Source organism: Streptomyces sp. OfavH-34-F, assembly GCF_022347745.1.
GTDB lineage: Bacteria > Actinomycetota > Actinomycetes > Streptomycetales > Streptomycetaceae > Streptomyces.
The window spans coordinates 1-18,901 of the sequence record NZ_JAKRGC010000115.1; the positions used below are offsets into that span (position 1 = coordinate 1).

General features: G+C 73.2%; 17 protein-coding genes. 6 read left to right on the forward strand and 11 right to left on the reverse strand.

The window, feature by feature from the left end; all coding sequences use genetic code 11:
- Positions 1-474 precede the first annotated feature (474 nt).
- Complete coding sequence (locus MHW47_RS18220; RefSeq protein WP_239224586.1) at positions 475-1,923, forward strand: PP2C family protein-serine/threonine phosphatase; 1,449 nt, start codon at positions 475-477, stop codon at positions 1,921-1,923.
- A gap of 75 nt (positions 1,924-1,998) precedes the next feature.
- On the opposite strand, the gene MHW47_RS18225 is transcribed toward MHW47_RS18220, so the two are convergent.
- Positions 1,999-3,492 carry a hypothetical protein gene (locus MHW47_RS18225; protein WP_239224588.1) on the reverse strand — a complete coding sequence of 498 codons (1,494 nt, stop codon included), beginning with the start codon at positions 3,490-3,492 and terminating at the stop codon, positions 1,999-2,001.
- 231 nt (positions 3,493-3,723) lie between these two features.
- On the opposite strand from MHW47_RS18225, the gene MHW47_RS18230 reads away from it, so the two are divergent.
- Complete coding sequence (locus MHW47_RS18230) at positions 3,724-4,863, forward strand: aminoglycoside phosphotransferase family protein (protein WP_239224590.1); 1,140 nt, start codon at positions 3,724-3,726, stop codon at positions 4,861-4,863.
- A gap of 248 nt (positions 4,864-5,111) precedes the next feature.
- On the forward strand, positions 5,112-7,325 hold the full coding sequence (locus MHW47_RS18235; RefSeq protein WP_239224592.1) for a terpene synthase family protein: 2,214 nt from the start codon (positions 5,112-5,114) through the stop codon (positions 7,323-7,325).
- Positions 7,326-7,390: 65 nt separating this feature from the next.
- On the opposite strand, the gene MHW47_RS18240 is transcribed toward MHW47_RS18235, so the two are convergent.
- Positions 7,391-7,891, reverse strand: coding sequence for a hypothetical protein (locus MHW47_RS18240; protein WP_018550733.1), 501 nt, complete (start codon positions 7,889-7,891; stop codon positions 7,391-7,393).
- A 111-nt stretch (positions 7,892-8,002) separates the two neighbouring features.
- Positions 8,003-8,410, reverse strand: a complete 408-nt coding sequence (locus tag MHW47_RS18245) for an ACT domain-containing protein (RefSeq protein ID WP_239224593.1) — start codon at positions 8,408-8,410, stop codon at positions 8,003-8,005.
- A 114-nt stretch (positions 8,411-8,524) separates the two neighbouring features.
- Between MHW47_RS18245 and MHW47_RS18250 the strand changes: the two genes are divergently transcribed.
- Both MHW47_RS18250 and MHW47_RS18255 read left to right on the forward strand, forming a co-directional pair.
- Complete coding sequence (locus MHW47_RS18250; protein WP_239224595.1) at positions 8,525-9,601, forward strand: nitrous oxide reductase family maturation protein NosD; 1,077 nt, start codon at positions 8,525-8,527, stop codon at positions 9,599-9,601.
- Positions 9,602-9,636: 35 nt separating this feature from the next.
- Complete coding sequence (locus MHW47_RS18255) at positions 9,637-10,698, forward strand: acetylserotonin O-methyltransferase (protein WP_239224596.1); 1,062 nt, start codon at positions 9,637-9,639, stop codon at positions 10,696-10,698.
- A 67-nt stretch (positions 10,699-10,765) separates the two neighbouring features.
- Here the strand turns inward: MHW47_RS18255 and MHW47_RS18260 are convergent, their stop codons facing one another.
- From MHW47_RS18260 to MHW47_RS18290, 7 genes are all read right to left on the reverse strand, one after another.
- The gene (locus MHW47_RS18260) at positions 10,766-11,098 is read right to left on the reverse strand and encodes a TcmI family type II polyketide cyclase (protein WP_239224598.1); all 333 of its coding nucleotides are present in this window, start codon (positions 11,096-11,098) and stop codon (positions 10,766-10,768) included.
- Between the two features lie 78 nt (positions 11,099-11,176).
- Entirely contained in the window at positions 11,177-11,656 is a 480-nt protein-coding gene (locus MHW47_RS18265) for an SRPBCC family protein (RefSeq protein ID WP_239224601.1), read from the reverse strand.
- A gap of 1 nt (position 11,657) precedes the next feature.
- A complete protein-coding gene (locus MHW47_RS18270) occupies positions 11,658-11,915 on the reverse strand; it encodes an acyl carrier protein (protein WP_239224603.1) in 258 nt (85 codons plus the stop codon).
- A gap of 55 nt (positions 11,916-11,970) precedes the next feature.
- On the reverse strand, positions 11,971-13,209 hold the full coding sequence (locus tag MHW47_RS18275; RefSeq protein ID WP_239224606.1) for a beta-ketoacyl synthase N-terminal-like domain-containing protein: 1,239 nt from the start codon (positions 13,207-13,209) through the stop codon (positions 11,971-11,973).
- The gene (locus MHW47_RS18280) at positions 13,209-14,468 is read right to left on the reverse strand and encodes a beta-ketoacyl synthase (RefSeq protein WP_239224608.1); all 1,260 of its coding nucleotides are present in this window, start codon (positions 14,466-14,468) and stop codon (positions 13,209-13,211) included. Before MHW47_RS18280 ends, MHW47_RS18275 begins: the two co-directional genes overlap by 1 nt.
- Positions 14,465-14,899, reverse strand: coding sequence for a cupin domain-containing protein (locus tag MHW47_RS18285; RefSeq protein WP_018550719.1), 435 nt, complete (start codon positions 14,897-14,899; stop codon positions 14,465-14,467). The genes MHW47_RS18280 and MHW47_RS18285 overlap by 4 nt, the downstream gene beginning before the upstream one ends.
- Before the next feature lie 76 nt (positions 14,900-14,975).
- A complete protein-coding gene (locus MHW47_RS18290; RefSeq protein ID WP_239224610.1) occupies positions 14,976-16,097 on the reverse strand; it encodes a SchA/CurD-like domain-containing protein in 1,122 nt (373 codons plus the stop codon).
- 188 nt (positions 16,098-16,285) lie between these two features.
- On the opposite strand from MHW47_RS18290, the gene MHW47_RS18295 reads away from it, so the two are divergent.
- A complete protein-coding gene (locus MHW47_RS18295) occupies positions 16,286-17,914 on the forward strand; it encodes an FAD-dependent monooxygenase (protein WP_239224612.1) in 1,629 nt (542 codons plus the stop codon).
- 15 nt (positions 17,915-17,929) lie between these two features.
- On the opposite strand, the gene MHW47_RS18300 is transcribed toward MHW47_RS18295, so the two are convergent.
- On the reverse strand, positions 17,930-18,901 hold a 972-nt coding region (locus MHW47_RS18300; protein WP_239224614.1), incomplete at its 5' end, for an alpha/beta fold hydrolase.

An 18,901-nucleotide genomic window follows, 5' to 3' on the forward strand; every position in this document is an offset into this window, starting at 1 on the left:
TTCTGGCCGGCGGCCGGCGGGGTGGCGGCCGCGGTCCTCGCCGGGGCGGCGCTCCTGGTGGAGGCCACGGCGGCGGAAAGGGGGAAGCCCCGGCCGGATCGGGGGAATCCAGCCGGGGCGGCTTGAACGCGGGTGCCCAGGGCATCGCCCGCATATAGATGAACGATAAACCACCGCGCGGTGTTCCCCTGCACCGACCCCGGCGACTGTGACCCGACACACGGGCACGCGCCGCGCGGAAACCGTCCGCGCGCCCCGCCCGGAAGCCCTTCGCGCACCGCGCGACTTGCACCAACCGCCGTAAACAGCAAGGGTGTTCGAGAAAAAGGGGACCACGGTCAGCCGCTGGCATATGCCGGATGCAAGAAGCCATCGAGTGTTGCCAAACCGCTCCCGGTCCCCTTCCCGCTGTGCGAAAGTCGTATCCGGTCCACCCTTCGTCACCGGTTGTGCCGCCCTGTATCGGAGTCCTCCATGCCGTCCCCCCGCTCTGCGGACCACCCCGCACCACAGCCGCCCGAGCGCGATGCCGTCGATGCCCTCATCGACCGGACGCGCCGGCTGCGCGGCGACGTGGACGCGGTGCGGCGCGACGCCGTGCGGGTGGACGAGGACGACGCGCGGATGCGCTGGCAGCGGGCCCTCTGCGACCTGGCGGTGCACCACCTGGACGATCTCGGCGCCCACCTCGGACAGCTCCGCGAGGGTCCTCCCGAGGAAGCCTCCGCACCGCCCGCGCCCGTGGCGGGCCGGGACACGGTCACGCAGGAGGCCGCCGGCTCGCTGATCGGCAGGGTGGGCAGCGCCGAGTGGAACCTGCTCACCGACGAGGTCAGCTGGTCCGACGAGCTGTTCCGGATCTTCGGCCGCGATCCGCAGGCCGGCGGGCTGACGCTCGACGCGCTGCCCTCCCGGCTGCTCCCCGAGGACCAGCACCTGCTCACCGCGCTCGTCACGGACTGCCTGGTGGACGGCAAGCCCATAGACGGCGAGTTCCGCATCCGGCACACCGACGGCCGGGTGCGCACCCTGCACATGCTGGGCGAGCCCGTGCTCGACCCGGAAGGCCGCACCGCCTCCATGTGGGCCGTCCTGCGCGACGTCAGCGCCCTGCGCCGCAGCCAGCGGGCGGTGCGCCGCAGCCATGACTCACTGCGCCGCGAGGAGCACACCGCCGGCACCGAACGCCGGGTCGCGGCGGAGCTGAGGGAAGCCGTCCTCCCGCCCTGGCAGACCTCCCTCCGGCTCCCCGCCCGCGGACCGGGCGCCCTGGACCTCGCCGCCCACCACCTGCCGGCGGAGACGGACGTCCCGGTCGGCGGCGGCTGGTACGACGCCATGGAACTGCCGGACGGCAGGTCCCTGCTCACCGTCGGCGATCTGACCGGCCACGGCATCCGGGCCGCCTCCGCCATGGCGGTGGTCATGGGAGCGGTGCGCGGCATGGCGCTCGCCGGCGTCGCCCCCGGCCCCTTGCTCGGCCATCTCAACCGGTTACTGGAAACCTCCGTTCAGCCGGCCCTGGGCAGCGCGGTGTGCTGCCGGTTCGACCCGGCGACCGGCACCCTGGACTGGGCGCAGGCCGGACACCCCGCCCCCCTGCTCTTCCGCGCCGGCACCGCACGCCCGCTGCCCCCGCCGGACGGGGTGCTGCTCGGGGCCGCCTCCGGCGTCGTGTACGAGCAGGACGAAGCACACCTGCTCCCCGGTGACGTACTGCTGCTGCACACCGAGGGACTGGCCCGTGACGCCGCCGCCGGGCAGGGCGGTGCGGACACGGGTACGGAAAGGCTGCTCGGACTGGCCGCACGCTTCGCCGACGCCCGTTCGGCACAGGAGTGCGTACGGGCCGTCGCCGAGGAGTTCGGCGGGACCGGGCGGCGGGACGACGCGTGCGTACTGATCGCCCGCGTCGGGGCGTAGGAGAGCGACGACGTCCCTGACGGGGGCGTCGGCCCGACTCGGCTGAGGCGGGGGCTCACCGCGTCCCCGGGCTCCTCAGATCTCCTTGCCCCTCGGCTTCTTGGCGCGCTGCTCGGGCAGCGAGACCTCGATCTCCTCGCGCAGGTCCTCGATCCTGGAGTAGCCCGCGTACTGCCCGGTGAGCCGGTACATCTCGCGCAGCCGGTCCCAGGTCCGGTGGGAGGAGGTCTCCCCCATCGAGACCAGGGCGAGCCGGGCATAGGTATCGGCCTGTTCCGGGTCGTCGGCGATGAAGCAGGCCGAGGCCAGCGAGATGTAGTCGAAGATCTTGGACCGCTGGCGGCCGCCGGCCCGCAGTTCCAGGGCCCGTTTGGCATGCTGCTGGGCGATGACCGCGGCCGAGGGGTCGTGATCGGCGAGCGTCCGGAACGCCAGGGCCTGCATGCCGTGCATGTCGGCCTCGTCGAACATCTGCATCCAGCTGGGCGGCGGCACGTCGCTCTTGTCCGAGACGAAGAGTTCCTCCGCCCGGCCCAGGGTGCGCCGCATGGCCTGGCCTCGGCCCATGGATGCCTGCGCCCATGCCTCGATGGTGCAGAGCATCGCCTGGGTGCGGGGCAGAACGCCCTCGCCCGAGCCGGACTTGGCGAGCTTCATCAGGTCCAGCGCGTCGTCGGGACGGCCTAGGTGGACCATCTGGCGGGCCGCGCGGGACAGGGCCTCGCCCGCGCGCGGGCGGTCGCCGCCCTCGCGGGCCGCGTGCGCGGCGATGACGAAGTACTTCTGCGCCGTGGGTTCGAGGCCGACGTCGTGGGACATCCACCCCGCCAGGACGGCGAGGTTGGCCGCGACGCCCCAGAGGCGCTGCTGGAGGTGGGCGGGGTGGCGGTAGGCGAGCATGCCGCCCACCTCGTTGAGCTGGCCCACCACGGCCTTGCGCTGGAGGCCGCCGCCGCGGGACGCGTCCCAGGCGCGGAACACCTCCACGGAGCGCTCCAGGGCCTCGATCTCCTCGGAGCCGATGGGCGCGGCCTCGTACCGGTCGAAACCGGCGGGGTCCGCGTGTACCGGGCCGCCGGCGCGTGGGGCGTCGGTGGCCGGTACGGGGTCGGTGTGCAGCCAGTCGTGCATGGGGCCGGCGATGGCGGAGCCGGCGGCGAGCGCGGCGCCCGCGCTCACCAAGCCGCGTCGGTTGAGCATGAGGTCCATTCCCGTGAATTCGGTGAGGACCGCTGCCGTCCGTTCGGGCGCCCACGGGAGGTGGTCGGGATTGTCCTGCGTCCCGGCCTCTCGCCGTTTCCCCACACGCCCGCGCCGGCCGAACCCGAGGTCCTCGATGGTCACGACACGGCCGAGCCGCTCGGTGAACAGAGCAGCCAGCACCCTGGGCACGGGATCACGGGGGGACTCCCCCAGTTCGATCCAGCGCCTCACCCGCGAGGTGTCGGTGGCCAGTTGCGGATGGCCCATGGCCGCCGCCCTCCGGTTCACCATTCTCGCGAGTTCGCCCTTGGACCAGCCGGCCAGGCCGAACAGGTCCGACAGACGGGTGTTGGGTTCTCCGGTCACGTCAAGCCCCCAGGTTCTCGGCTGTGTTGACAGTAACCCCGTGTCAGATGCCTTTCGCCTATTCGCCAGGCTTCGCCAGGGCTCGCTATGTCGATACACACCCATGCGCTGTTGTCAGGTAGGAAAGCGCAACCCCGCCCGGCAGCCCTCGGTACTCCCCAGGGTGCCGAAGGGCCGCCGGTCGGGGTGGCGCACGCATCTTGTCGGCGCGCGAAGGGATCTGTCTCGCCCATGTACACAGCATCGTCCTCCGTGTCCGCCCCGCCCCGGCCGCTGCGTCCGCTCCAGGCGGGCGGTGGTCCGTACCTCGACCCGCGCGGCGCCGCCGCCCCGGCCCCCGGCATCGGCCGGCCCCGGCGTCCGGGCGGCCCCGGCGTCCCCTCGCTCGGCGGCCGGCTGGACCTCTCGGGCCCGCAGGGCGCCCAGCTGCGCATGGTGATCGCCTCCGTGCACCGGATCTGCCCGGAGTTCAACCCGGTCCAGGTGCTGCGGCGCAGCGGGCGTTCGGTGCTGCTCGTCGGTTCCACCGGGCGGGCGACGGCGGTCGCCAAGTGTTTACTGGACCACTCCCCCGCGTGGTCGGAGCGCTTCAAGCACGAAATAGCGGTATACCGGGCGTTCGTCCGGCACCGTCCGCCGGTCCGGGCGCCCCGGCTCATCGCCGCCGATCCGGAGAACTGCACGCTGGTCATCGAGCGGATGCCCGGCCGAGTGGCCGCGCTGACGCGCCACCCGTCGGAGACCCCGCCGCGGGCCGATCTGCGGGCCGTGCTCGGTGCGATCGGCCGGGTGAACGCCTGGCGTCCGCCGGCCGGGCTGTTCGACGCGCCGCTGGACTACGCCGCGCGGATCACCCGCTACCACGAGCTGGGGCTGTTCACCGACCGGGATCTGGGGGACCTGCAGAAGCTGCTGCACGGGCTCGCCCACTCCGGCGGGCGGCACGCCATGGGCCAGTTCTGCCACGGGGACGCGCTGCTGTCCAACATCCTCCTGTCGCCCACCGGCCCGGTGCTGGTGGACTGGGAGCACGCGGGCTGGTACCTGCCGGGCTACGACCTGGCGACGCTGTGGACCGTCCTCGGCGACGCCCCGGTGGCGCGGCGGGAGATCAGCAAGCTGGCGCAGGTGGCCGGTCCGGCGGCGCGGGACGCGTTCCTGGTGAACCTGATGCTCGTCCTCACGCGGGAGATCCGCAGATACGAGACGGCCGTGCAGCGGGCGATGCGGGACGCCGGTCCCGCCAGGTCCGGACAGGACCGCCCGGGCTCGCTCGCGCCCGGCGAGGAGCAGCGGCTGCTGCTGCGCCGGCTGCACGACGACTGCGCGATGGCCCGGAACGCCGTACGGGCGGCCGTCGGAACCCGCTGACCATTTCCCCCCGCGGAGCGCGCCGCGGGCCCGGTGCCGACACACCGGACCCGCGGCGCGCTGTTGTGTGTGCACACCGATGCGTCCCGCTGACGGCGAATCGCGCCGGTGTCCCCCGAACGGGCGTACTCCGGTGTGATTAATCGCCGATGTGCGTGCCCCGAACGGAGCAAGGGTAGTGCTCGCGCCGACAGGACCGACGCGCGTGGCCCGCCACGCGCAGGCTTTCGGAAAGGCCGGACACACTCATGGCTCAGCCGTTCACCCTGCCGGACTTCTATGTTCCGTATCCGGCGCGCCTCAATCCCCATGTGGAGGAGGCAAGAGCGCACACGAAGGCGTGGGCGCGGTCCATGGGGATGCTGGAGGGGTCCGGGATCTGGGAGGAGAAGGACCTCGACGCGCACGACTACGCGCTGCTGTGCGCGTACACGCATCCCGACTGCTCGGCGGACGCGCTGTCGCTGGTCACCGACTGGTACGTGTGGGTCTTCTTCTTCGACGACCACTTCCTGGAGCTGTTCAAGCGGACTCCGGACCGCGAGGGCGGCAAGCGGTATCTGGACCGGCTGCCGGCGTTCATGCCGATGGAGCGCGGGGCTGCGATGCCGGAGCCGGAGAACCCGGTGGAGGCGGGGCTCGCGGATCTGTGGACCCGGACGGTGCCGGCGATGTCCGACGCCTGGCGGGAACGGTTCGCCGAGTCGACGCGCAACCTGCTCAACGAGTCGCTGTGGGAACTCGCCAACATCAACGAGGGCCGCATCGCCAACCCCGTCGAGTACATCGAGATGCGCCGCAAGGTGGGCGGGGCGCCGTGGTCGGCGGGCCTGGTGGAGTACGCGGCGGGGGCCGAGGTTCCGGAGGCGGTGGCCGGTGAACGCGCGCTGCGTGTCCTGCGCGACGCGTTCTCGGACGGTGTCCATCTGCGCAACGACCTTTTCTCGTATCAGCGCGAGGTGGAGGACGAGGGCGAGAACAGCAACGGGGTGCTGGTCCTGGAACGCTTCCTCGGCTGCTCGACGCAGGAGGCGGCCGAGGCGGTGAACGACCTGCTGACGTCCCGGCTCCAGCAGTTCGAGAACACGGCGCTCACCGAACTGGGCCCGCTGTGCGCGGCCAAGGGGCTGGACCCGGCGCAGACGGCCGCGGTGCTGGCCTACGTCAAGGGCCTCCAGGACTGGCAGTCGGGCGGCCACGAGTGGCACATGCGCTCCAGCCGGTACATGAACGGGGGCGGTGCGGCCGAGGCCGCGCCGGGCTTCGGGATGTCCGCCGCGTCGATCCGGTTCACCCGGCGCTCGGAGTCGGCCCGGCTGCGCAGCCACAGCCATGTGCTCTTCCAGCACGTGGGCCCCTCCCTGCTGCCGGACTTCGACATGCCCTTCCGGACGACGCTCAGCCCGCACCTGGACGGGGCGCGCGAGCGGCTGGTGGTCTGGGCGGACCGGATGGGCATCCTGGGGCCGCAGCCGGGGGTGCCGGGTTCGCACATCTGGGACGAGGAGCGGTTGCGGGCGATCGACCTGCCGCTGTGCGCCGCCGGCATCCACCCGGACGCCACGCCGGAGGGCCTGGACCTGTCCTCGGGGTGGCTGGCCTGGGGGACGTACGGCGACGACTGGTTCCCCGTGGTGCACGGACGGACCCGCGACCTGGCGGGGGCCCGGCTGGCCAACGAGCGCCTGTCCATGTTCATGCCGCTGGACGGCGGCGCGACGCCGGAGCCGGTCAACGCGCTGGAGCGGTCCCTCGGCGATCTGTGGGAGCGCACGGCGGGGCCCATGGACGAGGCGGGCCGGCGCATGTTCCGCAAGTCGGTCGAGGACATGACGGCGAGTTGGCTGTGGGAGCTGGCGAACCAGGCGCAGCACCGCATTCCCGATCCGGTGGACTACGTCGAGATGCGGCGGATGACGTTCGGTTCGGATCTGACGATGAGCCTGTGCCGGCTGGGGCACGGACGGAAGGTGCCGCCGGAGATCTACGAGAGCGGCCCGCTGCGCTCCCTGGAGAACGCGGCCGCCGACTACGCGGCCCTGCTCAACGACCTGTTCTCGTACCAGAAGGAGATCGAGTACGAGGGCGAGGTGCACAACGGCGTCCTGGTGGTGCAGAACTTCTTCGGGGTGGACTACCCGACCGGAATGGCGATCCTGTACGACCTGATGAAGTCGCGGCTGCGCCAGTTCATCCATGTCGCCGAGAACGAACTGCCGGTGCTGTACGACGACTTCGGCCTGGACGCCGAGGCGCGGGAGACGCTGGCGGGCTATGTGCAGGAGCTGAAGCACTGGCTCGCGGGCATCCTGATCTGGCACCGGGGTTGCCGGCGCTACCGCGAGGAGGATCTGCGGCGCGGCACCGCGGCCCCGTGGCATCTGAACGGCCCGCAGGGTCTGGGGACTTCGGCGGCGCGGGTGGCGTCGCTGTTCGGCACCCCGACGGCGGCCGGCGTGTAGCGGTACGGGTGGGGCCCGCCGTGTTCCGCACCGCGGGCCCTGTCCCAAGCCGGCCGGCGGCGGGTTCAGCCCTGCTGGAAGAGTTCGGCCGGGAGCGGCTTGAGGAGGGTGTAGAGGTCGTCGGTGATGGGCCGGTCCCAGCTGGCGATGGTGACGAGCACCCCGTCGCTGCGGTCGAACTGCACACAGGAGATCCGGCTCTCCGAGAGCTTCACCCGGCGCACGATCAGCAGGTTGTCGCCCTGCATCACGGGCATGTCCTCGGTGCCGGTGACCTCGACCGGCTCGTCGTTCTCCAGGGCGAGCAGCAGCTGCGCCACCTCGAAGGGCACCTGCCCCTCCTCGGTCTCGCGCGCGGGCGAGCCCTCCGGGAGGTTGCCGATGATCATCGCGGGGCCGCGGCCGCCGAACAGGTCGTACCGCAGGAACACACCCTGGCAGCTGCCGTCGGGCGCGGGCAGCAGACCGGCGCCGAGGTTTCCGGGCCAGTCACCGGGGTCCATGGCCAGGACGTCGAAGTCGGGGCCCGCGGGTGTGGCGGCGCTACGGCGGCGGAGGAAGGACATGCACACATGTTACGTGTCCCGGCCCACCTCGCCGAGCCGGGCCCGAACCGGCATATGCCCAGGCCCGGCGGCACACCCCGCGCACACCACCCGCCGTCGCCCGCGCACACCTCAGCGGGCGCGGGACTCCCCCGCGAGGCGTTCCAGTACGGCGACGGCGTCGTCGGTGCGCTCGTACGGCACGAAGAGGTGGTCGTGGTGGTATCCGGCCACCACGTTGCAGCTGATCCCGGCGTCGGTGAGGGCGAGGGACACCGCCGCGGTCAGCCCCACCGCCTCCAGCGCCGAGTGGACGCGCAGGGTGATCCAGCCCGCCGTGTAGGTGTACGCCAGCCCGGCCGCGACCGCCTCCGCCTCGGGGAGCACCAGGGTGAGCCCCTCGGTCTCCCGGACCGTGACGACGGGGCGGACGCCCCCGGGCAGGATCCCGTCGGGCACGGTGGCGTACACGTAGCGGCCCGGTTGCCGTTCGGGGCGCAGTTCGCTCAGCAGGACTCGAAGATCGCTCTCGGGGGTCACACCGCCACGCTACCGGGCGCGGCGCGGACGCGGGCGTGAGCCATTCGGGCACGTCCCGCGTCCAACCGGTCACCGTGCGTGGCACGGGGCCGGGATCGCCCATAGCTTCGGCTCATGAGGAAACGACACATCACCCGCCTCGTGAGCATCACGGCCGCCTCGGCCGCCGGACTGGCCGTCGCGGCGCCGTCCGCCCCGGCCGCCGGCGCCGGCGCCGGACTCGTGGTGTCGCCGGGGCAGTCCATCCAGGCGGCGGTGGACGCCGCCCGGCCCGGCGACACCGTCGTGGTCCGGCCCGGCACCTACCGCGAGAGCGTGCGGATCAGCACGCCGGGGCTCACCCTGCGCGGCTCCGGCGACGGCACCGTCATCATGCCCGCCGCCGGCCGGGCCGCGTCCGGCGACGACTGCGCGGGGGCCGGCAACGGGATCTGCGTCCTGGGGACGCGGGACGCCACAGTGGACGGGGTGACCATCAGGTCCCTGCGCGTCACCGGGTTCGCCCGCAGCGGCGTCTGGGCGTCCTGGACCGACCGGCTGGCCGTACGGGCGGTGACCGCCGACGCGAACGGCGTCTGGGGCATCGCGCAGCAGCGGTCCACCCGCTCCGACATCCGCGACAGCACGGCCCGCTCCAACGGCGACGCGGGTGTCTTCGTCGCCAACAGCGTCGACGAGGAGGACGGCGCCACCGACACCGGCGGCACCCGGGTCCGGGGCAACACGCTGACGGACAACCGGATCGGCTTCACCGCGCGGCGGGTGCGCAACCTGTCGGTGCGGGACAACACCGTCACCGCGAACTGCAGCGGCATGTTCGTCGTGGGCGACGAGGGCAGCCCGCAGGCCGGTGAGATGTCCGTGCGCGCCAACCGGATCACCGGCAACAACAAGTTCTGCGCCGCCACCGACCGGCTGCCCGCGATCCAGGGCTCCGGGATCGTGCTGACCGGCGCCGCGGCCACCGAGGTGCGGTCCAACGAGATCCGCGACAACGCGGGCGACACCCCGATGTCGGGCGGCGTCGTGCTGTTCAAGAGCTTCGTGGGCGCGAAGAACAACGACAACACCGTCAGCGGCAACGTGGTCCTCGGCAACCGGCCCGCGGACCTGGCCGACCGGGACACCGGCACGGGCAACCGGTTCACCGGCAATGTCTGCACGACCTCCGCACCGGCCGGGATGTGCTGACCGGTGACCCCCCGTACGAGGAGAAGCGAGACGGCATGACCACCGTGAGCACGACCCCCGGCACCACTCCCGTCCAGCCCCTTCCCACCCCGCAGCCGGCGATGCGGCTGCGCGAGATCGTGTTCGGCGCGGCCCGCTCCGCCGCCCTGCGCGCCTGCGCCCGGCTGGGCGTCGCCGACGCGCTGGGCGAGACGCCCGAGACCCCGGAGCGGCTGGCGGAGGCGGTGGGCACCGAAGCCGGCCCGCTGCGGCGGCTGCTGCGGGCGCTGGCCTGCTACGGCGTCTTCACCGAGCGCCCCGACGGCACCTTCGCGCACACCGACATGTCCCGGCTGCTGCGCGAGGACGACCCGCACAGCCTGCGGGCGATCACGCTGTGGTGCACCGAGCCGTGGACGTGGGAGGTGTGGCCGCGCCTGGAGGACGCGGTGCGCTCCGGCGCCGGCGTCTTCGAGGACGTCTTCGGCAAGGAGTTCTTCGACTACCTCCACCAGGACGCCCACGAGTCGGCGCAGGTGTTCAACGCGGCGATGACCACCTCCAGCGTGCAGTCGGCGCTGGACGTGGCCGCCCTGCTCGACCTCACCGGGGTCTCGGCGGTCGCGGACATCGGCGGCGGCCAGGGCCATGTGCTGGCGAGCCTGCTGGAGAAGCACCCCTCGCTCAGCGGCACGCTGATGGACCTGCCGGGCGTGATCGCGCGGGCCGACGCGCGCCTGCGGGAGGGCGGGGCGCTCGCCGGACGGGCGTCGATCGTGGCCGGGGACTGCCGTGAGGGCATTCCGGTCGCCGCCGACCTCTACATCATCAAGAACATCCTGGAGTGGGACGACGACAGCACCCGGCGGGCGCTGCGGGCGGTCGTGCGGGCGGCCCGGCCCGGCGCCCGGGTCGTGGTCATCGAGAACCTGGTGGACGACACCCCGTCGATGCGGTTCACCTCCGCGATGGACCTGCTGCTGCTCCTGAACGTGGGCGGGGCCAAGCACACCCGGCAGAGCCTGGTGGACCGGCTGTCCGAGGCGGGCCTGCGCATCGACACGGTCCGGCCGGTCAACCCGTATCTGCACGCCTTCGAGTGCGTGGTGCCGGACTGATCCGCCGGCACACGCGCGACCGCCCCGGTCCGGCAGCAGATGCCGGGCCGGGGCGGTCGGCCGTCGGTCACACGGTGGCGCCGCGCTCCCAGCGGTAGAACTCCCGGGCCATCGCGTCCTTGGGCCCGCGCCAGGTCTCGGGGTCGTAGGGGCTGACGAAGGCGGTGAGGCGTTCGCTGATGGCCTTGAACTCCGGGTGCTCGGTCACCTTGGCGATCTCCGGGCCCGGCGGTTTCTCGGACTCGATCATGTGCAGGTAGACGTCGCCGAACTGGAACAGCTTGCGGCGGGTGACGCCCACCAGGTGCGGCAGTTCGCTGTTGTCGGACGCGGCGAACAGCTCCGCGATGTCCGGGGCCGATCCCGGCGCCATCCGGGCGACGATCAGGGCGTGGTGCATGGAGGGGTGCCTTTCTGCTGCCCGGACCGGCCACCCGGCCGGGGTGGCCGGTCCGGTGGCCCGGTCCGCGGCGGCGGGTCAGTTGGCCGGGACGGCGGCGGAGCGGCGTTCGCGGTCGCGCTGTTCGATCTTCTGCCGGATCAGCTCCATCTGGACCTTGGAGTTCCGGTTGATGTTGTCGGTCATCCAGGCGTCGTCGACCGGTGCGTCGGGGCGCATCGCGAAGTCCTGCTGCCAGTGCATGCGGGTGCCGCCGGGCACCTCGGCGTACTGCCAGCGGATGTCCATGTGCTGGAACGGTCCGGGTTCGACGCGGCGGGCCCGTACGGTGCGGCCCGGACGGTCGGTGGTGCGCTCGGAGACCCAGCTCCACACCTTGCCGTTGTCGTCGGGGTGCATGGTCAGGCGGAAGGTGGTGCGCTCGCCCTCCCGTTCCAGGACCTCCACGGCCGCGTACTCGCTGAACAGCTGCGGCCAGTTCTCCAGGTCGTTCGTCATCTCCCAGACGAGGTCCAGGGGGGCGGCGATGACGATCTCGTTCTCGGTGTGTCCGGACACGTCAGGCTCCTGTCATGAGGCTGTTGTTGACGAGGTCGAGGAACTCACGGGGCGTCCTGCACCGGTCCGCGTCGGCGGGCAGCGGCCGGCCGTGCCGGTTCTCCAGTACGCCGACGATGCCGAGGAGGCCGAGGGAGTCCAGGCCGAACTCGTCGAAGGCGGTGTCGGAGCGGTTCTCCATCTCGCGGGGGTCGACGGAGAGTCCGGCCCCCTTCTTCATCAGGGTGGCGAGCTCTTCGTAGGTCAGGCGGTCGGTCATGAGGGAGTTCTCCTTGTCACGCGGGGTGAACGGGTTCACGGACGGTGGGCGGGGTTCACGCGGGGCGCCGCAGCACCAGGGCCGCGTTGGAGCCCATGAGGCCGCGGCTGAGCACCAGCGCGGTGCGCAGCTCGGCGGGGCGGGCCCGGCCAGTGACGACGTCGAGGTCGTGGCAGACCTCGAAGACGTTGGGCGTGGGCGGCACGAGGCCGTCCTCCATGGCCAGTACGGCGGCGGCCGCGTCCAGGACGGGCCCCCCGCAGTAGGCGCGGCCGATCCCCGTCTTGGGGGCGGTCACCGGGACGCGCCGGCTGTGCGAGCCCAGCGCGTCGGCCAGCGCCAGCGCCTCGGCCCGGTCGGCGGCCGGTGAGCCCAGCGCGTCGGCGAACACGACGTCCACCTCGTCGGGCGCGCAGCCGGCCTCCCGCAGCGCGCCCTCGATGGCGTGGGCGAGGCCCTCGCGGGACTCCTCCCAGCGCGCGGCGGTGGTGAAGGTCGCGGCGTGGCCGGCGATCTCGGCCCGGACCCGGGCGCCGCGTTCGCGGGCCGTCGCCTCCTCCTCGACCACGAACATCGCGCCGCCCTCGGCGGGCACGAACCCGCAGGCGTCCGAGGTGAACGGGCGGTAGGCCCGCGTCGGGTCCTCGGCCGCGCTCAGGTCGCGGTAGCCGAGCTGGCAGACGACGGAGTAGGGGGCGAGCGGGGCCTCCGCCGCGCCCACCACGATCGCGTCGGTGCCGCGCCGCACCGAGCGGTCGGCGTGCGCCAGCGCGTCGAGCCCGCCCGCCTCGTCGGCGGCCACCACCGCGCACGGCCCCTTGAAGCCGCCCCGGATGGAGATCTGGCCGGTGCTCGCCGCGTAGAACCAGGCGATCGACTGGTAGGGGCCGACGTAGCTGGAGCCCTGGCCCCAGAGCCGCTGGAGCTCGCGCTGGCCGAACTCGCCGCCGCCGGAGCCGGCCGCGGTGACCACGCCCACGCCGAACGGCCGGTCCGCGTAGTCGGCGCGGCCGAGCCGGGCGTCGTCCAGGGCCATGTCGGCGGCGGCCATGGCGAAGTGCGTGAACCGGTCGGTCTGGACGAGGTAGCGCTCCTCGACGAGCGCGACCGGGTCGAAGCCGCGGACCTCGCCGGCGACGCGCAGCGGCAGGTCCTCGCACCCTTCGCGGGTGACCCGGTCCAGGACGCTCATGCCCTCCTGGGTGCGCTTCCAGAAGGCTTCGGTGCTCGTGCCGTTCGGGGCGACGACGCCGATGCCGGTGACGACGGTGCGCCGGGCCTTGGGCGTGCTCATCATGTCCTCCCTCGGGTCAGGGCCACCGCGGACTGGAAGCCGCCGAAGCCGCTGCCGACCGACAGGACGCTGCGCAGCTTCAGGGGGCGGGCGGTGCGCGGCACGTAGTCGAGGTCGCACTCGGGGTCCGGGGACTCGTAGTTCGCCGTCGGCGGGACCGTCTGGTTGACCAGGGCCAGGACGCAGGCGGCGACTTCTATGGCGCCGATCGCGCCGAGGGAGTGGCCCACCATCGACTTGATGGAGCTCATCGGCACCTTGCGGGCGTGGGCGCCGAGGGCCCGCTTGACGGCGGCGGTCTCGTGCCGGTCGTTCTGCTTGGTGCCCGAGCCGTGGGCGTTGACGTAGTCGACGTCCTGCGGGGAGATCCGGGCGTGGCCCAGCGCCCGTTCGATGGCCTCGGCCATCTCCAGGCCCTCGGGGGTCAGCCCGGTCATGTGGTAGGCGTTGCCGAAGGTGGCGTAGCCGGATATCTCGCAGTACACGGTCGCGCCGCGGGCCCTGGCGTGCTCCAGCTCCTCCAGGACGAGCACGGCGCCGCCCTCGCCCATGACGAAGCCGTCGCGGCGGGCGTCGAAGGGCCGGGAGGCGTGCTCCGGGTCGTCGTTGTTGGGGGAGGTCGCCTTGATGGCGTCGAAGCAGGCCACGGTGATCGGGGTGATCGGCGAGTCCGACGCCCCGGCGACGCAGACGTCGACGCGCCCCTCCTCGATGGAGTGGAAGGCGTAGCCGATGGCGTCCAGGCCGGAGGTGCAGCCGGTGGAGACCGTCTGCACGGGGCCGTGCGCGCCGACCTGTTCGGCGACGGCCGCGGCCAGGGTGCTGGGCGAGAAGGCGCGCTCCAGGTGGGGGCCGGCCCGGCGGTGGTCCACGTCCCAGCGGGCCCCGCGCTCGCTGACGGCGACGTAGTCGTGTTCGAGGCGGGTGGTGCCGCCGACGGCGGTGCCGAGGGAGACGCCCATCCGCCAGGGGTCGGTGTGCTCCGGGTCCAGTCCGGCGTCGGCAAGGGCCTCGCGGGCGGCGACCAGCGCGAACTGCACATAGCGGTCCTGGCGGGCGGTGTCCTCGTCGTCCAGGCCGTGGGCCGCCGGGTCGAAGTCGCACTCCGCGGCGATCCGGGAGCGGAAGCCCGCCGGGTCGAAGAGGGTGATGCCGCGGGTCGCGGTGCGGCCGTTGGAGAGCAGGTCCCAGAAGGCCGGTGCGCCGATGCCGCCCGGGGCGACGACGCCGACCCCGGTGACCGCCACGCGCCGGGTCATGAGGCGGCCTCGGTTCGTTCTGGCGGGGCGCCCCGCTCGGCGGTCTCGGTCACCTCGGTGTCGACGTGGCCGAGTTCGGGTCGGGGGGCGAGGGGGCCGAGGTGGAAGACCATGCGGGCCTCGGTGTCGCCGACGTTGCGGAAGCGGTGGCGTACGTGCGGGGGGATGAGCAGGCCCTGGTCGGGGCGCATGGCGTGCGTCTCCCCGTCCAGGTCGACCTCCAGGAGCCCTTGCACGACGTACACGAACTCCTCCGAGTACGGGTGGTAGTGCTCGCCGATGCGGTCGCCGGGCTCGACGATGGCCAGCCCCATGAAGCCGCTGGTGGCGCCCACCGCGGTCGGGGTGAGCAGGGCGCGCAGATCCCCTCCGCGCCTGCGGTTGGGCTGGGTCTCACTGAGGTCCACGATGCGTGGCCGGTGGGTGGTCATGTCTGCTTCTCCTCCTGGGCGCAGGGCGCGTTGTGTGACGGGTCGGGCGAGAACCCCCCGGATGCCGGAGCGCGGTTCAGGAATCCGCGGCCCTCCGGTCGGTGATCAGCCGCATCTCGGAGCGGGCGAGGAGGCGGGCGGCGTCCTGGTCGGTGACCGGGGCGGTGCCCGCCGCGCCGTCCAGGAGGCGGGCCAGCCGGGCCGCCTTGCCGGGGCCGTGGATGCCGAGGGCCTGGGCGGGCTGCGCGTCGAGCGGGCCGCTCACCTCCAGGAGGCGGACGACGACGTCGTCGCGCTGGAAGATGGTGCTGCTGTCGATGGCGCTGCCGCTGTCGTCGGCGGCCTCCTCGTCGTTGCCGGCCAGCAACCGGGCCAGGGCCATGCCGCAGCCCTCCTTGGCCTGGTAGAACACGGCGTGGCGGCGCAGGTCCGCCGGGTCGTGCCGGCCGGCCGAGACGTGGTGCACGGTGGGCAGGGCCGCGCGGGTGAAGAACATCCGGGCGGAGTCGGGGTCGGCGAGGTCCCGGTCCTGTTCGAGGTAGGGGTTGATGGCCTCCTCGACGGCGCGGATCTCGGGCTGGCGGGCGACGTGGCGCAGCGCGGCCATGAGGTCGCCCTCGACCTCGACGGCGCGCACGACGCGGTTGCCGTGCATGAACAGCGAGGTGCGGCGCAGCCGGGTGTGGTCGTCGACGCGGGAGCGGGGCGACTCGTAGGCGGCGAGGTGCTGGGCGACGATGTCCTCGGTGCCCGGCTTCACGGTGAAGGTGAGCGCGTGGCGCACGACGCCGTCACCGAGGCGCGGGGAGGTCTGGAGGCCGCCCCTGACCGGGTCGGGGACGGCCTCGAAGCCCTTGCCGGTCTCGCGCAGGACGCTGAAGCGCAGCGAGCGGGTGTCGCGTACGCAGCTGTGCAGGGGCTGCACGGTCGCGACGTGCTCCTCGCTGTTGACCCAGGCGAGGAAGGGCGGGGCGCTCTCCCATTCGCTGGTGATCAGCCACTGCGAGGGGTTCTCGATGGACTGGCACAGCTGGTCGCTGATGTGGCCGGGGATGGAGGCGACCTGGTTGCGCATGTGCTCGTACGCCTCCAGGAACTGCTTCTGGGCGCCGTCGTGCAGGTCGAGCAGCAGCACGACGCGCAGCCTCGATCCGTCGAAGGCGGATTGTGAGATCCGTTCCGAGAGGGTGGTGGTCATCCGGGGACTCCTTGGACGCGGGGACGGGGACGCTCGCTGGGTCGTCTCCGTGACCGATCGTGAAACGCTGGTCCGCCCGACGCGAGATTTATGAACCGTTCAGGTGAGCAGGCGGCCCAAGGGCTCCGGGCGGGCCGCGGGCCGGGCATGGACAGTGCATCTGAACGGCGTCGGAGCTGGAGCAACTGATGAACGAGAACGTCGATCTCCATGTACCGGTCCTCATCGTGGGCGGCTCGCTGGTGGGCCTGTCCGCGTCCCTCTTCCTCGGCCGGCTCGGCGTCGAGCACCTGCTCGTCGAGAAGCACGCGGCCACCTCCACGCATCCGCGCGGCCGGGGAAACAACGTGCGGACGATGGAGTTGTTCCGCCGGGCGGGGGTGGAGCGGGGCATCCGGGAGGCGGCCTCGGTGCTGGCGGACAACCACGGCATCCTGCAAGCGGGTTCGCTGACCGGGGACGACCAGGAGTGGCTGCTGCGGGAGATCGATCCGGGCGGGGCGCTCGCCCGGTTCAGTCCGACGGGCTGGTGCCTGTGCAGCCAGAACGACCTCGAACCGGTGCTGCTGGAGCGGGCCCGGGAGCAGGGCGGTGATCTGCGGTTCTCCACGGAGCTGCTGTCCTTCGACCCGGACCCCTCGGGTGTCTCGGCGGTCCTGAAGAACCGGGAGACCGGTGAGCACACGACCGTGCGGGCGGACTACCTGATCGCGGCGGACGGGCCGCGCAGCCCGGTCCGCGAGCAGCTGGGCATCGGCCGTTCGGGGGCGGGCGACCTGTTCCACAACGTGAGCATCACCTTCCGGTCGCACGGGCTGGCCGAGGTGCTGGGCGAACGGCGCTTCATCGTGTGCTATCTGACGAACCCGGAGGCGGAGGGCGCGCTGCTGCCGGTGGACAACCGGCGCGAGTGGGTGTTCCACGCGCCGTGGCGGCCGGACCGGGGCGAGACGCTGGAGGACTTCACGGACGAGCGGTGCGTACGCCACATCCGGACCGCCGTGGGCGCGCCGGACATCGATGTGGAGATCACCGGGAAGGCGCCGTGGCACGCGGCCGAGCGGGTGGCGGAGCGGTACGGGCGGGGGCGGGTGTTCCTGGCCGGCGACTCGGCGCACGAGATGTCGCCGACCGGGGCGTTCGGCTCGAACACCGGCATCCAGGACGCGCACAACCTGGCGTGGAAGCTGGCCGCGGTGCTGCGGGGCGAGGCGGGCCGGGGGCTGCTGGAGACGTACGGGCAGGAACGGCTGCCGGTGGCCCGGGCGACCGGTGAGCGCGCGTCGGCGCGGTCCGGGGAGCACAGCCACCCCGGGTACGCGCCGCCGCCTTCGGTGGGCGTGGGCAAGCGGGGCGGGATGCTGAACGTGGCGCTGGGCTACCGCTATGTGGCGGGCGCGGTCCTGGGGGTGCCGGCGGACGAGCCGGTGGTGCCGGACGGGATGCGGCTGACGGGCGAACCCGGCACCCGGGCGCCGCATCTGTGGGTGCGCCGGGGCGGGGAGCGGATCTCCACGCTGGACCTGTACGAGCGCTCGTTCGTGCTCCTGGCGGACGGCGCCGACACGGTGTGGCGGCCGGCGGCGGCTGAGGTCGCCGGCCGGCTGGGGGTGCGGCTGGACGCGTACGGCATCGGTGCGGGCGCCGAGCTGGAGCCGGAGGACGGGGCGGACTGGTCCGGGGCGCACGGGACCGGCCCGGACGGCGCGGTGCTGGTGCGCCCCGACGGGTTCGTCGCCTGGCGCGCGGAGTCGGCCGCCGGGGACGCCGCCGCGACGCTGCACGACGTCCTGGTGACGCTGCTGCGCCGGGACTGAGGGCGGTCCGGCCCGTCAGCCGATGCCGAACGACCGGAGGGCCGCGTGGAATTCCTCCGGTCGTTCGGCGTGGACGAGGTGGCCGGCGTCGAGGGTGACGAGCGCGGCGCCGGGGATGCTGCGGGCGAGCGCGGCGGTGTCCCGCTGCGCGATCGGGCTGCGGGGGCCGCCGCCGATGACGAGGGTCGGGGCGGTGATGGCGCCGAGGAGTTCCGGGAAGCCCGGGTCGGGGGCGTTGAGCTGGGCGTCGAGGGCCGGTACGAGGGGCCAGTCGAAGTCCGTCTCGCCGCCGGGGTGCGTGGGCACGGGGCGGGGCGGGTCGAGCGGGACGGGCGGCGGCGCCTCCTCCAGGACGAGGCGGCCGATGAGGCCGGGGTGGCGGCCGGCGAGCAGATAGGCGGCCGCCGCGCCCATGGAGTGTCCGACGACGGTGGCGCCGGCGAGGTTGCGTGCCTCCAGGAAGCCGTGCAGGTCGTCGCGGAAGAGTTCGAGGCTGTAGCGGCCGGGCCAGTCGCTGAGGCCGTGGCCGCGGAAGTCGAAGGCGTACACGCGGTGGGTGGCGGCGAGCCGCTCGGCGACGGCGGACCAGTCGCGGCTGTCGCCGCAGCGGCCGTGGGCGAGGACGACGGGCGGGGCGGCGGGGTCGCCCCAGACGCGGTGGGCGAGCCGGGTGCCGCCGGCCAGGACGCTGTGCACCTCGGGGTCCAGGAACGCCTCGACGGTCCGGGCGAAGGCCCCGGGGTCGTCGATCCAGGGGAAGTGGGCGGCGCCGCGCTGCACGGCGAACTCGGCGTGCGGGAAGAGGGCGGCGAGCGCGCGGGCGGCGGCGTCCCAGCGGGCGTACAGGAACGGCCGCGTCCTGACGCGCAGTTCGTCGCTGGTGCGGCCGGCCCAGATGTCCTCCAGGGCGGCGAGCGCGTCCGCGTACCAGGGTTCCGTGCCGCGCCGGGCGGCCGTCTCGCGGGCCTCGCGGCCGGCGGCGGGGAG

Bases quoted from the DNA above. Each gene is read 5' to 3' on its own strand.
- MHW47_RS18220 (WP_239224586.1), top strand. From the start codon at position 475: ATGCCGTCCCCCCGCTCTGCGGACCACCCCGCACCACAGCCGCCCGAG.
- MHW47_RS18230 (WP_239224590.1), top strand. From the start codon at position 3,724: ATGTACACAGCATCGTCCTCCGTGTCCGCCCCGCCCCGGCCGCTGCGT.
- MHW47_RS18235 (WP_239224592.1), top strand. From the start codon at position 5,112: ATGGCTCAGCCGTTCACCCTGCCGGACTTCTATGTTCCGTATCCGGCG.
- MHW47_RS18240 (WP_018550733.1), bottom strand. From the start codon at position 7,891: ATGTCCTTCCTCCGCCGCCGTAGCGCCGCCACACCCGCGGGCCCCGAC.
- MHW47_RS18250 (WP_239224595.1), top strand. From the start codon at position 8,525: ATGAGGAAACGACACATCACCCGCCTCGTGAGCATCACGGCCGCCTCG.
- MHW47_RS18255 (WP_239224596.1), top strand. From the start codon at position 9,637: ATGACCACCGTGAGCACGACCCCCGGCACCACTCCCGTCCAGCCCCTT.
- MHW47_RS18260 (WP_239224598.1), bottom strand. From the start codon at position 11,098: ATGCACCACGCCCTGATCGTCGCCCGGATGGCGCCGGGATCGGCCCCG.
- MHW47_RS18270 (WP_239224603.1), bottom strand. From the start codon at position 11,915: ATGACCGACCGCCTGACCTACGAAGAGCTCGCCACCCTGATGAAGAAG.
- MHW47_RS18275 (WP_239224606.1), bottom strand. From the start codon at position 13,209: ATGAGCACGCCCAAGGCCCGGCGCACCGTCGTCACCGGCATCGGCGTC.
- MHW47_RS18280 (WP_239224608.1), bottom strand. From the start codon at position 14,468: ATGACCCGGCGCGTGGCGGTCACCGGGGTCGGCGTCGTCGCCCCGGGC.
- MHW47_RS18285 (WP_018550719.1), bottom strand. From the start codon at position 14,899: ATGACCACCCACCGGCCACGCATCGTGGACCTCAGTGAGACCCAGCCC.
- MHW47_RS18290 (WP_239224610.1), bottom strand. From the start codon at position 16,097: ATGACCACCACCCTCTCGGAACGGATCTCACAATCCGCCTTCGACGGA.
- MHW47_RS18295 (WP_239224612.1), top strand. From the start codon at position 16,286: ATGAACGAGAACGTCGATCTCCATGTACCGGTCCTCATCGTGGGCGGC.